Here is a 13,227-nt window from a genome sequence, read left to right as displayed (position 1 = left end):
CCTCCCAGTGCAACGCGCGCGGTAGCGGACTGGCCTGCGATGATGACGGCGTGCCAGAGCCAGGAACCACTGCCGTCGTGATTGTCTTGCCCGATGCCGCCCCACTCCTCGATGCGGCGTGGCGTATCGACCCGGCTCTGGTGCGTCGTGGGGTGCCGGCCCACGTCTCGCTTCTCTACCCGTTCGTGCCGGAATCGGCGCTGACAGGTCAGGACGAGAAAAACGTGCGTTGTCTGGCGGCGAGTTTCCCGGCAGCTGATCTGCTCTTGGAGGAGGCCGTGACGGTGTCCGGCTTCGTCGCCGTCACCGTTCCGGGACTGCAACCGATTGTCGATGCGTTCCGCGCCCAGTGGCCCGGGTTGCGCCCGTACGGGGGCCGCTTCGGGGCGCAGCCTGCCGCCCATGTCACGGTTGCTATGGGTGCGGACAACCCGACAGCTGCCGCCCATGTCCGCGCTGCGATCGGTCGCCTGCTGCCGCTGCGCACCCGTGCGACGGCGGTCCAGCTGGTGGTACTGACGGAGGAAGGCTGGCAGCCGCGGTTTACGGTGCCGCTCGGCGTCCCGGACGGGCCGTAGACACCGCCCGCCAGCCCTCGCCACAGCCGAGGCCGGCACCCCACCCTCGGCCGCGCCCTGGGCCCCCGCGACCTCCTGGAGTTCCTGCGGCGGGCTTCGGCGAGGGGTTCCAACGCCGCGACGAGAGTGGCCGGGTCGGCGCCTGGGGCGAGGTCCACGGCCAGGCGGGTGCCCTGAAGCCACTCATGGGGCAGGTCGGCTTCGGTGACCTTGCCGTGCAGGATCTCGTGTAGTTGGTCCGGGTTGTGGTGCTCGGTGGCGAGGGCGACACGAAGGGTGCGGTGGCCGGACTTGTGCACCACGGCGGACACCAGATGGTTGCTGTCGATGGTCACCACGTCGCGGTAGCAGATCCCATAGGTGAAGAGGGCAGACAGACGACCTCGAACCTGTCATCGGTGACTTGGCGGGTCCACAACTGCTCGCGCCAGTCGGCCTCCCGCTGGGACAGATCGGCGTGGATCATGTAGTTGGACGGGCCCCGGCCGACCGGGTCCTCGCGCGTGATGATGGTGATGGAGTGCCTCCCGGTCCTGGTCCCGACCTCAAGATCCTGCGACAGCGGCCTCGGCCGGTGTGCGGCGGGGCGCGTTGAGGCGGCGCCAGCAGATCAGCGCGTATCCGAGGGTCAGGAAGGCTTCGTGGATGTCGTCACGGATCTCCCAGCGGATCCGCAGGCGGCGGAACCAGCGCAGGTGGGTGAAGGCGCGCTCCAGGAGCCGGCGTTGGGTGCTGAGCCCGGAGCCGTGCTCGGTGCCGCGTCGGGCGATGACCGGCTTCACGCCGACGGCAGTCCTGGTCTGCTGGCTCCGCAAGATCCACCCCGACCTGTACGGCCATCTCGACCCCCAGTAGGTCTGCTGCTCGTTCTCGCGGTCCGCTTCGATGCCGACAAGGGCGTTAGCGGCGCGGCCCGCCTGGTCTCCAGATCGGCCTGGCGACGTAGCAGTTCGACCTGGACAGGCGAGGGTTTCAGCCGGTTGATCCGCGGTCAGGAACGCGTGCAGGCCGGGGACCGTCTTGGGCTGCGACGAAGCCCCTCCAAACCACGAAGGAGCTCACCAAGTGGCTCTCTCCTCCCGCATCCGTCGCCGGTTGATCGCGTCCGCGCTCGTCGCTGCTGTGATCTCGCTTGGCCTCGCGAGCTGGTCCGTGTTCTCGGGCCGAGGCGCAGGGCTGTTGCCGCAGAGCAGCTGGGAGTCGTGGCGGGAGGAGCCGCAAGTGAACCACTGGGGAGTGCAGGTGCGGGTCAACTCCTGGGGCAACGCCGCTGAAGCGTACGTACACATGGGCAAAGCGGAGGACTTCACCATGAAGGCGTACGGCAAGCAAGCCAGTGCCACGACAGTGATGGACGGCACCCGGTTCACCCTGACACCAGACGGCAAGATCACCGGACAGTGGCCACAGGAGCACGGCGCAAGGTGACATACGTACCCGCCCGCTCGTAGCGCAGTGACCCAACTACCACTCACAACTCATACGGCGCGCTCGCGGCGACGGCGCAGCGGCCGAGACGGGTTGGCGGGCGGAGGGCCGGCGTTCCACACCTGCCCTGCGCCGTGGCGTGAACGCCTTCGACCGGCCGGCGGTGTTTGTGGGTCACCAATCAGGGTTGAAACCGGTGCGCTGAGCTGGGGTTTCGTCAGCTGGGCTGAGCCGCTGAAGCGGCGATTCTCGCTGGGCATGGCATATCCGGGGAGCTGGTCAGCTTGCGTGGACCCGGGGGTTGGGTCCGGAGTCCTCGGTTTCGGCTTGGGCCGTTGCTTCGCCGTCGCTCGTCATGCGGGCCCTCGTCTCTTCGAGGCTCGGGCTGTCGGCGTACAAGGTCACCTGCTCAGCCAGGTACGAGGTCGACGAGGTCACGTACTCAGTCCCGATTGCCGGGGACGTTGCTGCTCACTGGGGCGGTCGGCCGCGTTGGCGTGCTATTTTTGTGAGCGATCGTTCAACTACGGGAGTTTCGGTGGGACGCAAACAGCTCTGGGATCAGGCGGACGTACTGGCCTCCGCCATGCGACTGTTCCGTCGCCGCGGCTACCTCGGGGCCTCGCTGCGCGACATCGAGGAGGCGACCGGGCTGCATCCCGGCAGCCTGTACCGGGTCTTTGAGAGCAAGGACGGCCTGTTCTGCGCGGCACTGGACGCTTACAACGACCAGGTGGTGCAGGGCCGGGTCCGGGCCCATCTCCTGGAGCCGACAAACCCTTTGGCGGGCATCCGGTCGTTCTTCACCTCGGCGTTCGAGACCGGCCCCGATCCCGATCCGGGCTGCCTGCTCACCAACACTGCCGTGGAGTCCTTCACCGTTCCGCAGGCCGCCGACGCGGTTCGCCGAGGGCTGGAGACGATCGAGTCCGGCTTCGCCGACGCCCTGACGCGCGCCCGCACCCTCGGCCTGCTGTCGGCGGATCTGGACATCGAGGTGTCAGCAGCCCGCCTGCTGGCGCTCTATCAGGGCCTGCTGGTGCTGGTCCGGGCCGGCACGCCCCGCACGAAACTGCACGCAATCACCGATGGCGCGATGGCGTCGATCGGCCCCGAGAAAGAGGGACAAAGATGAGTGACTCACAGCAGCTCTGGGAGAACTACGCCGCGTGCTGGTCGGCCGAGGGCGGCGAGCGGCTCGCCGCACTCGGCACGGTCGTGGTCGAAGACGTCGCGTACCGGGACCCGGGCACGGAGGTCGGCGGGCTGAGCGAGCTGGCCGCCTACATGACCGGATTCGCCGACGCTTTCCCCGGTCACCGGTTCCGCATCGACGAGGTACTCGAGCACCACGACCGATCGCTCGCACGGTGGACCCAGCTCGGCGAGCAGGGCGAACCCGCCATGGCGGGCGTGAGCACCGCGCTCCACCGCGACGGCCGGCTCGCCGACATCACCGGGTTCTTCCTCCCCGCGTGAGCGGATCCCGCAGCCTCGCCGAGCACGTGGCCGATCAGTTGGCGCCGCTCGGCGAGGTCACCATCCACCGCTACTTCGGCGGCTGGGCACTGCGCGGCCACGGCCGGCAGTTCGCGATGGTGATGGACACCCTCTACCTCCGCGTCGACGGCGCGGCCCGCTCCTCCTACGAGAAGGCCGGGTCCACGCCGTTCACCTACCACGCCGCAGGCCGCGAGGTAGTGGTGCACACCTATTACAGCGCCCCGGCGGAGGCGATCGACGACCGGACCGAGCTGTATGCCCTGGCCCGCGCGGCACTCGCCTGACCAGCCAAACACCCAACCGCCGGGTGATGGCACGCCGCTCGAAACCTGGCCGTTCGGTCGCCCCCAGCGACCCGCTCCGATCCGCCCGCCCCGACCCGCTCGGCAGAGAACGGGCACGCCAAGCCACGTACGCCGGGAATCGGCCGATTACCGCCTCAGACACATGAGGCACCAGGTCCGCCAGGTCCAGTGAGACCGGACAGGACGGACCAGACAACTGAGACAGGGACCAGATCGTCGGAGACGGCACACTTGCTCAGTGGCGGTGCTGCGTGCCTCGTGACACGGAACCTTGGGTACGTGCCACCGAATCTTGCTGCTCGCGAGTTGGCGGCCAGCGCGCCGGCCCACGCTGACGACTACTCGGACTTCGGCGACCTGGCCGCCTACTCGGCCTTGACTCCCCTGTCCCTGCTTGAGACCGTCCTGCACCCCAACACGATCTACGACGGCAAGTACACGGATTCCTGATGGAAATTGTGCAGAAGGTCATGAACTAGGGCGTGTTGTGGAACGTGCTGCCTATGGGTGCCGGGGCCGGCGGGACGATGATCATTGATCAACGCGGCCAGGCTTCGTACCATCTCCCGATGGGACATGACGATCTTCCAACTCTCGAACTCGCTTTTCCCGGACCAGAACGTGACCGTGGCGTGGCGGCGATCCTGAACGGTCAGAAGACCGCACTCACGGGCCTCCTGGAGATCTATGAGCACGCCGGAGAAGCAGTGCCGCAGACCGGCCAGCGGTTCTCCGTGCTCGATTCCGAGGGTCGTCCGGCCGTCACGATCGAACTCGTCGACGTACGGGTCGTTCCCATGAAGGAAATCGACGATGATTACGCGCGAGCCGAGGGGCGCGGCTACTCCGACGCTGCACAATGGCGGGCGGCCCATGAAGAGTTCTTCCAGAGCGATGGCGTGAGCGAGTTCCTGGGTCGCACCCCCGTCATGGCCGATAACACGCTCGTCGTCGCCGAGCGCTTCCGAGTGGTCAAGCCCGCGTGATCGGTTGCCGACATCCATCCGACACGACGAGAGTCCGGGAGGATCAGCCGAACAGACTTCGAGGGGATGGATCTCCACGCGGGTGCCGCGCCCGCCGCGGTTGAGGCGCCAGGTGAAGTGACGGGCGACGTTACGGGGGCGCACCGCCAGGTAAGCCTGGTCGATCCGTTCCAGGTTGGCCTTCGACGGCCACCGCTGACCCTCCCGCCACGCCTTCACCTTCCGCTCACTCACAGGGACGGCGTTCCCTCGTACGGCAGGTTATGCCTCTGCCAGACAACGGCTCGCCAGGGCGGAGTCGTCCCTGGAGGCATCCACATCGAAGAGGCATACGTCAAAGAACCCGGCCCCGCTATCCTCGACGTCAGCGCCACCGCCGAAGGTACCGCCTGCGCAGTCATGGACGGCAGCCTCCGGCAGCAGTGGGTGGGCAACATCGGGCATCGACCCAACGTGGCGCGTCGCTGGCGAGGCCGGGGCGCGAGCCCGGCCGTGTGCCGAAGTACGACGGCACCCCGACACAGCCACCAGGTACTGCACCCTTTTTTGCTCTCGGGCCCCGCAGCTCCGCCTCGTAACCAGCGGCGGCCAGCAAGCAGCCCACCGCAGGCCATGAGCGCGGTCCTGACGCGGTCGTGTTGTTCATGCGCCGAGTTGGCCGCGTCGGGCGTGTAAAGCGCAGCCCGAGCATGCACTATGCACGGCACGGACGAACTCGCCCTGAGGACGGTGTTGTTGCTTGTCGGCGGCCTCGACATGCTTCAGTGTGATCTCCGCGGCCGGCAGGCCGCCGGGCCGCTGGGTGATGGCCAGGGCGAGCGTACGCCTCAGCATCCGCGCACTGGCCGGGCCTCGGGGATAACGGGCAGACCCCAGCGTTCCCGAATGCCGGTCCGCTCCGGCCAATCCGGGACGTTGTTCAGGCGTCCTGAGATGCCGACGCTGCCGACGCTGCCGAACAGAGCGTGACCGGAGCGGGCTCCGTGATGGGCGGCAGCGGAGGCTGGTGTTGCTGGACAAACGGTGTCTGCGAGCTCTTCAGCTGGGTGATCCGAGCTTGCAGCCGGGCTATCTCTGCGTGCAGCAGCTCGGCGTTCTCCTCAAGTGCCACGAGTGCCCGCAGTTCGACGGGGTCTGCCCAGTCCTCCACAGCGGTCATAGTCCAGGTCGTGGGGTCCGCGCGCCGGAGAATCGGCGATGTTGGACCGGACAGGGCCCGTGCGGTGCGCTGTTGGCAGCGGACTCGTCTTGCGTCGCCGTCATTGGCGGCCGTCATTGGCGTAGGAGGGGGCGGAACGATGAGAGGATTCGAGGGTGACGGCAAGTACCGATGACATCCAGAAGGCAGCCGGTGTGCTGGCGCGCGGCGGCCTGGTGGGTCTTCCGACCGAAACCGTCTACGGACTGGGTGCCAACGCCGAGGACCCCGCCGCGGTCTCGCGCATCTTCCAGGTCAAGGGTCGCCCGCCCTCCCATCCGCTGATCGTGCACATCGGCGGTGCGGAGCACCTGGACGACTGGGTCCAGGATGTCCCCGCGACGGCCCGTCTGTTGGCCGAACACTTCTGGCCGGGGCCCCTGACGCTTGTTCTGCGGCGCGGTCCCCGCGTGCCCCTCGAAGCGACCGGTGGCCTGGAGACGGTGGCCGTGCGCGTGCCCGACCACCCCGTCGCCCTCGCGCTGCTGGCGGCCTTCGGCGGCGGCATCACGGCCCCGTCCGCCAACCGCTTCGGCCAGGTCAGCCCCACCACCGCGAACGACGTCCGTGCCGAGCTCGGCGACGCCGTCGACTTCGTGCTGGACGGCGGCCCCTGCCAGGTCGGCGTCGAGTCCACCATCGTCGACGCCACCAGCGACCTCCCGACCATCTTGCGGCCCGGCGGTGTGACACGCGAGGACCTCGAAGCGGTGCTGGGATGCCGGCTCGCGGTCCCCTCGACCAGCCCGGTCCGGGTGCCGGGCCAGCATCCGTCCCACTACGCCCCGCGTGCGCAGGTCGTCCTGGTCGAGCCCGAGAAGGTCGTCGCCGAAGCGGAGACGGCGCACGAGCTGGGACGCCGGGTGGGCGTCTTTCTGCCTGCCTCCTTCGCCGGCACTGCGGTGAAGGCGCACGCAGTGGTGGCAGTCCCCGCTTCGCCGGCCGCCTATGCGCAGGGGCTGTACGGATTCCTGCGTGAACTCGACCAGCAGGGGTGCGACCTCATCGTCGCATCCTTGCCTGGGGAGGAGGGGCTGGGGCTGGCGATCGCCAACCGGCTCCGCCGCGCCGCAGGGCCCCGGCCCACCGTGTGATCACCATCCAACGCCGTGTCCTCGTAGCTCACGGAGGCGGGTGGCACGGCGCTTTCGTGTCGGGCTCGGCTGAGCGTCCACCACTCTCGCAGACCGCGCACAGCGCGTACCGACCGTCGTCGGCGTGAGGCACGGATGGGGTGCGCGGTTGGCACCATGAACGGGCGGTCGGGGCGCGGTGGGAACCGCTGCGTCCGAGACCGCGAGAGGCGACAAGCTGTGCGCTGCCGTCCGTCAGTCGGTAGCACAGCCCCCCACCACGGCAACGCGGCCCGGCGCCTGGAGGCCGCGGCGGCCCGCAACCGCCACCTTGAGGCGGAAGCGGGACCAGCTCCCCCGCACGCTCGGTCAGCAGCGGGCCGCCACAGTCTCAGGCAATGGATCCAGCCGCGGGGCGACGCTTATCTGCCCCCTGCTGAGCCGGCCCGGCGCCGGCACCGGGCTCAACAGCCCAGTGCAGAGCCATGTCCACACGACATCGTCCACCTCGCCGGTCCTGGTCTGTCCTGATGGCACGGCCGAGCGGGGGCGAGCGGGTCAGCCAGCGCGCGCCCAGGGACGCCATCACGCGCCCAGGGACGCCATCACGGCACCGTCCTCAGCCACGGCCTGGTCCTGGCCGCGGACGGCGATTCCCACAGCCTGGTCGGTGTCGCCGGCGGAAGCGGGCGAACCAGGTTCCACCGGCTTTCTGTTCGGCGTGTTCGGTCCGTGGCTCCTGCTCCTGGTGGTGCTTCACGGCCCAGGCTTGCTCCACGGGCGGCGGCAAACTGGTCTGATCGACGGACCGCAATGGGGCGGGATGAGTATCATCGGCAACCAGGCGATCTGCGCCGGCGCGAACGACAGATCCTGCGGCAGTCCGGTGCGGGTACTCTCGGCTCCGCCTACGGGTCCGATAAGTAGGGGGCCTCACTATGGGGAACGACGACGGGCGACAGGATCCTCCGGTCAACAACGGCGTCGTCGTGAGTGGTGACAACCACTACGTAGGCAGCCAGGCTGCGGGGCACGCCCAGGTGTTCGTCCACCAAGTCTCCGTTCAGCCGCAGGATACCGAGCTTCTGGCCGAACTTCTCTCGCACGTCGAGCAGTTGCTAGACCAGTACTACCTGGCGCTCGCCGGCCCCAGGGCCCCCGCCCAGGATCTCTTACGCCGCCTGCGCGAGGAACTCGAAGACGTGGAACCGCAGCCCACGGTCTTGTGGCGCATCCTGGACCGGCTCAACGAGTACGTCCAGCCAGTGACTCCGCTCGTCGTGGCGGTCGGTCGGCTCGCCGATTCGGTACAGCACCTTCTCCGACAAAGTGGCAGTAGGGGCATCCCGGCCGTCGCCTTCGACGACCCGAATCGGACGCCCCTGCCAGAGAGCCCGAGCGAGCCACCTGCGGAGGATTCTCCGGAGATGGATGAACCGGCGAGCAGGACGGCTGAGCAAGAGGCCACCCTGCTTCCGATCACGATCTACCTGGCAGACGAAGCACCGCACCGCGACGTCCAGGCCGCGGTGGAGGAACTTCTGGCCACGGCCGGGATGGAAATCCTCGACCGCGAAGACCCCGTCATCGGGTCCTGGTTCCGCCGGATGCGAGCCACCATGTCACGCACCGCACGATCGCAGGTGGCGCGCGAGAGTGCCCTGACTGCCGCACACATCGCTGACGCACGCCTGATTCTGGCCCACGATGCGACCATCACCGCGACCATGATGACGAACGTGGGACCGGTCCTTACTGCCCTGCAGCCAACCAAAGATGCGGTCGTGCGCATTGGCGCGGTGCTGATCGTCAAAGCCGACTGGGTGGTCAGAGTCGTTCAGCTCACTGCCGCCCAACAGGCAATCTTGGATCACCGGCCGCAACTCGCTACTTCACCGCATGACGTGATCGGCGCCATCGGCCTCCTCGCCGCATCGGACGGCCGAACGGCACCAGAACCAGCACCACAGACAGCCGGGGACCGTTAGCCGGGGGCAGACACCCACCAGGCACTGGACGACCTCCAGCAACACCTTCAGTTCTGGGCGCGACGGGCCGCCGAGCAGCGTGCCGCGGGCGAGTGATCAAGATGGTGAGAGAGGGCCGGTGTTCGCTGCCGGATGCTCTGGCCTGACCCCGCGCAGCACGACCGGCTGAGCGAGATCCGCGACAACCTCATTGCCCGCATTGCATGCATTGTCCGGCGGTGACGCGGACAAGCAGCGTGCGGGCGCGCATACGCGGGCGGTGTCGAATGGGGGATCGCCGACGACGGCTGCGGCTTCGACGTCGCCAGGTCCGTGGGTTGGGTGCGAGGACCGTCTCACCGCGCGCCGCCGAGTGGATGGCATCGGCGCAGGTCGCCGAGCGCCTCGTGGCCCGGATGCGCCGCCCCAAACCGGTCGTGCTCACCGCCCGCGAGCGGGACGTGCTGCGCGCAGTCGCCGACGGTCTGTCCGACGCCGAGATCGGCCGCCGCCTGGTGATCGGCGAAGCCACCGTGAAGACGCATCTCCTGCGGGTCTTCACGAAACTCGACGTCAGCGACCGCCCCCGCGCCGTCGTCGTCGCCCTGTAACACGGACTCCTGGCGCGCGCTTCTGAGCCCCGGCCGCCCCATCCGCGACACACCCGTCGATCCCCCGGCGGTGACAGTGTTGACCGTGACCGACGTCACCCACCGGTGCGGCGCGCGCGCTCACGTTTCCCTCACGTATGACTAACGCCTCCCTGTTTAGCGACGGTTGCTACCGTCGCTGATCCAACCCGAAAGCCACTCACCGCGAGTCCCCGCCCCGCCTTCCGGGGGCCCGGGGACCGGGAGGTCAGTCACGTGTCACGCCAGATGCTCACCGTCGCCGCCGACGGCACAGGCGACTGCCGCACCATCGCGGAGGCCCTCTCCCGCGCGCGTACGGGGTCCGTCGTCAACATCGCGCCCGGGCGGTACGAGGAGGCACTGGTCGTCTCCGCCGCCATCACGCTCGTCGCGGCGGAGGGCCCCGGAACGGTGGAGGTGGCACCCCGGCGCGGAGTGGCGCTGACCTTCACCGGGGATGCGCTCATGGTCAGCGGTCTGGTGCTGCGCGGGCACGACGACGAACTGCCGGTGGTGGACGCGCCGCGCGGGCAGGTCGCCATGGACCGTTGCGACGTGCACGGTTCGGCGTGGACCGCGCTGTTCGCACGCGGCAGCGGTTCGCTGGCGCTGCGCCAGTGCCGCGTCGGGAACCCGGTGGGTGCCGGAGTGGTGTCCACGTCCCCGGCGGAGAGCTTCGTGGAGGACTGTGTCATCGAGCACCTGGGCACCTCGGCGGTCGTCGCCGGTGCGCAGGGACGTGTCACCGTGCGCCGCAGCAGGCTGCGGGACGCGCGCGGCAACGGGGTGCTGACCAACGGGCAGTCCCGGCTGTGTCTGGAGGACTGCGAGATCTCCGGCGCCGACAAGCCGGGGGTCGCCGTCGAGGAGGACAGTGAGCTGGTGTTCACCCGGGGCACCGTGCGCGAGGCGGTGGTGGGGGTGTACGTGCACAGCACCCGTACGGCCGTCCTTGAGGACGTGACGGTCTCGGAGACCAGTGGACACGGGTTTGTGGTCGGCGCGGGCAGCGCGCCCACCTTCACCCGCTGCCGCACCGAACGCACCTCCGGGCACGGGCTGTTGGTGACCGAGCGCGGCCGGGGCACCTACTCCGAGTGCGTGTTCACCGGGGCGAAGGACGCGGCGATCCGGGTCACGGGCTACTCCTCCCCGTCCCTGAGCCGCACGGTCGTCCAGGACGCCCAGGCCATCGGCGTACTCCTCGACGAGGACTCCACCGCCGAATTCGACCGGCTGGAGGTGCTCGCCGCCAAGGACACCGGAATCATGGTGCGCTCGGGGGCCAACCCGCTGCTGCGGCGCGCGACCGTGACGAACTGCGGCGGGCACGGCGTCGAGGTCGCCAAGGACGGGCGGGGGCGTCTGGAGGAGTGCGTCGTCGAGGAGTCCGGGGGCTCCGCCGTGCACGTGTCGGGGCACGGCGTCCTGTACGTGGGCGGCGGCCGGCTGCGCGCCGGCACCGGGGCGGCGGCCGTCGTCGGGGCCCTGGGCACGCTGACGCTGCGCGACACCGCCGTCGAGGACGCGGGCGGTGCGGGGATCCACGTCGAGGCCGAGGGCGAACTTTCGGCGACCCGCGCCAAGGTGACCGGTTCCACCGGGCACGGGGTGCTGCTCGCGGCCGGGGCGAAGGCCTCGCTCAACGCGTGCGAGGTCACGGGCTCGCACGGCGACGGCGTACGCGTGGAGGGCACCGGCCCAATCTCACTCGTCGGCTGTGTCGTGCGGGAGAACCGCGGCAGTGGCCTGCGCCAGACGGTGCCCGGCGAACGGCTCGCCGTCGACTCCCTCACCAGCGCGGACAACGGCGCACCGGACGCCTGGGGCAGTGCCGCGGACGCCGGGGAGGCCGAGGACGGCCGACTGCCCGCCGGCGCCGTGCCCGCACCCACCGACCCGGACAGCGGCCCGGTGGGTGAGCTGCGCTCCCTCATCGGACTGGATGACGTCAAGCAACAGGTGCTGACCCTGATCAACCTCAACCGCCTGGCGCAGCGGCGCGCCAGCCTCGGCATGCCCGCGCCGCCCACCAGCCGCCACCTGATCTTCGCGGGGCCGCCCGGCACCGGCAAGACGACGGTGGCCCGACTGTACGGGTCGATCCTGGCCCAGCTCGGCGTGCTGCGCTCGGGCCATCTGGTGGAGGTGTCGCGGGCCGACCTGGTCGCCCAGATCGTCGGCGGGACGGCCATCAAGACCACGGAGACGTTCGGCAGCGCCCTGGGCGGGGTGCTCTTCATCGACGAGGCGTACACCCTCCTGTCGGACGGTGGCGGTTCGGGTGCCGACTTCGGCCGTGAGGCCATCGACACCCTGGTGAAGCTGATGGAGGACCACCGCGACGACGTGGTCGTCATCGCCGCCGGCTACCCGGCCGAGATGGACGGTTTCCTCGCCTCCAACCCCGGCCTGGCCTCGCGGTTCACCCGCACGGTGGAGTTCGCCGACTACACCTCCGACGAGCTGGTCACGATCGTCGAGCGGATGTGCACGGGCCACCACTACGAGCTGGACCCGCAGGCCCGTACGGCGTTGCGCGCCCGGTTCGAGGCCATGGCGCGCGACGCGGCCTTCGGCAACGGCCGTACCGCGCGCAAGGTGTTCGAGGAGATGGTCGACCGCCAGGCGTCCCGCCTGGGCACGGCGGCGGACGTCAACGAACGGGATCTGACCGTGCTGGTCGCCGAGGACGTCGGCACACCGGCCGCTTCGGCCGACGAGGGCGCCGGCGAGGACCCGCTGACGCGCCTGGGTTCCCTGGTCGGTCTGGCGAACGTCAAGCGCGAGGTGGGTGACCTGGTCAACCTGCTGGCCGCCGCCCGTCGCAGGGCCGAGGCGGGGCTTCCCGCACCGCGCCTGAGCAATCACCTGGTCTTCACCGGTCCGCCCGGCACCGGCAAGACGACCGTGGCGCGGCTCTACGGCGAGCTGTTGGCCTCGCTCGGCGTCCTGCCCCGCGGTCAGCTCGTGGAGGTGGCACGCGCGGATCTGGTGGGCCGTTACGTCGGCCATACCGCGCAGTTGACCAAAGAGGTGTTCGAGCGGGCCCTGGGAGGCGTGCTGTTCATCGACGAGGCCTACACCCTCACGCCCGCGCACGCGGGTGCGTCGTCCGACTTCGGTCAGGAGGCGGTGGACACGCTCCTGAAGCTGATGGAGGACCACCGCGACGAGGTCGTGGTGATCGCCGCCGGTTACACCGAGGAAATGGCCCGCTTCCTCGCCTCCAATCCGGGTCTTGAGTCGCGCTTCACCCGCCGGGTCGAGTTCCCCGACTACTCCTCCGAGGAGCTGGTCACCATCGTGCGGCAGCACGCCGTCGACAGCGGCTACGAGTGCGCGGCGGGCGCCGCGGAGACGCTCCTCGCGCACTTCGACTCGCTGCCGCGCGGCCGGACCTTCGGCAACGCGCGCCTGGCGCGGCAGACCCTGGAGAAGATGATGACCCGTCAGGCGGGGCGGCTCAGCACGATCGCCGCACCCAGCCTGGACGATCTGCGGCTGCTGCTGCCGCAGGACCTCACCGCCTGAACTCCCCTACCGCCCCGTCACCC

At 69.5% G+C, this 13,227-nt stretch carries 10 protein-coding genes and 3 pseudogenes; 11 read left to right on the top strand and 2 right to left on the bottom strand.

Annotation, left to right across the window (positions count from 1 at the left end):
• Positions 1-578 (top strand): 2'-5' RNA ligase family protein (locus ACJA3G_RS15320; protein WP_406553526.1); only part of this gene is annotated, 578 nt, incomplete at its 5' end.
• 110 nt (positions 579-688) lie between these two features.
• Here the strand turns inward: ACJA3G_RS15320 and ACJA3G_RS15315 are convergent.
• Together ACJA3G_RS15315 and ACJA3G_RS15310 are read right to left on the bottom strand one after the other, a co-directional pair.
• Positions 689-955: pseudogene (locus ACJA3G_RS15315) on the bottom strand (DUF4265 domain-containing protein); the annotation flags it as partial.
• Positions 956-1,123: 168 nt separating this feature from the next.
• Positions 1,124-1,363, bottom strand: a pseudogene (locus tag ACJA3G_RS15310) (hypothetical protein); the annotation flags it as partial.
• A gap of 280 nt (positions 1,364-1,643) precedes the next feature.
• Between ACJA3G_RS15310 and ACJA3G_RS15305 the strand changes: the two are divergent.
• The 10 genes and pseudogenes from ACJA3G_RS15305 to ACJA3G_RS15260 all read left to right on the top strand — a co-directional run bounded on the left by ACJA3G_RS15305 (position 1,644) and on the right by ACJA3G_RS15260 (position 13,204).
• Positions 1,644-2,006: a hypothetical protein gene (locus tag ACJA3G_RS15305; protein ID WP_406553525.1), complete on the top strand. Its 363-nt coding sequence runs from the start codon at positions 1,644-1,646 to the stop codon at positions 2,004-2,006.
• Between the two features lie 538 nt (positions 2,007-2,544).
• Positions 2,545-3,141 carry a TetR/AcrR family transcriptional regulator gene (locus ACJA3G_RS15300; RefSeq protein WP_406553524.1) on the top strand — a complete coding sequence of 199 codons (597 nt, stop codon included), beginning with the start codon at positions 2,545-2,547 and terminating at the stop codon, positions 3,139-3,141.
• Positions 3,138-3,485, top strand: a complete 348-nt coding sequence (locus ACJA3G_RS15295; protein WP_406553523.1) for a nuclear transport factor 2 family protein — start codon at positions 3,138-3,140, stop codon at positions 3,483-3,485. The genes ACJA3G_RS15300 and ACJA3G_RS15295 overlap by 4 nt, the downstream gene beginning before the upstream one ends.
• On the top strand, positions 3,482-3,793 hold the full coding sequence (locus tag ACJA3G_RS15290; RefSeq protein ID WP_406553522.1) for a TfoX/Sxy family protein: 312 nt from the start codon (positions 3,482-3,484) through the stop codon (positions 3,791-3,793). The genes ACJA3G_RS15295 and ACJA3G_RS15290 overlap by 4 nt, the downstream gene beginning before the upstream one ends.
• A 300-nt stretch (positions 3,794-4,093) precedes the next feature.
• Positions 4,094-4,264, top strand: coding sequence for a hypothetical protein (locus ACJA3G_RS15285; RefSeq protein ID WP_406553521.1), 171 nt, complete (start codon positions 4,094-4,096; stop codon positions 4,262-4,264).
• A 119-nt stretch (positions 4,265-4,383) separates the two neighbouring features.
• On the top strand, positions 4,384-4,800 hold the full coding sequence (locus ACJA3G_RS15280; RefSeq protein ID WP_406553520.1) for an ASCH domain-containing protein: 417 nt from the start codon (positions 4,384-4,386) through the stop codon (positions 4,798-4,800).
• A 1,314-nt stretch (positions 4,801-6,114) separates the two neighbouring features.
• A complete protein-coding gene (locus ACJA3G_RS15275) occupies positions 6,115-7,092 on the top strand; it encodes an L-threonylcarbamoyladenylate synthase (RefSeq protein WP_406553519.1) in 978 nt (325 codons plus the stop codon).
• Positions 7,093-8,009: 917 nt separating this feature from the next.
• Positions 8,010-9,059: a hypothetical protein gene (locus ACJA3G_RS15270; RefSeq protein WP_406553518.1), complete on the top strand. Its 1,050-nt coding sequence runs from the start codon at positions 8,010-8,012 to the stop codon at positions 9,057-9,059.
• A gap of 371 nt (positions 9,060-9,430) precedes the next feature.
• Positions 9,431-9,649 (top strand): annotated as a pseudogene (locus ACJA3G_RS15265) (helix-turn-helix transcriptional regulator); the annotation flags it as partial.
• A 267-nt stretch (positions 9,650-9,916) separates the two neighbouring features.
• Positions 9,917-13,204, top strand: coding sequence for a right-handed parallel beta-helix repeat-containing protein (locus tag ACJA3G_RS15260; protein WP_406553527.1), 3,288 nt, complete (start codon positions 9,917-9,919; stop codon positions 13,202-13,204).
• Positions 13,205-13,227: the final 23 nt, after the last annotated feature.

The organism is Streptomyces sp. YS-3, from assembly GCF_045257485.1.
GTDB lineage: Bacteria > Actinomycetota > Actinomycetes > Streptomycetales > Streptomycetaceae > Streptomyces.
Note: the sequence above shows the minus strand (reverse complement) of the source record. Positions and strands in the feature narration are given on the sequence as shown.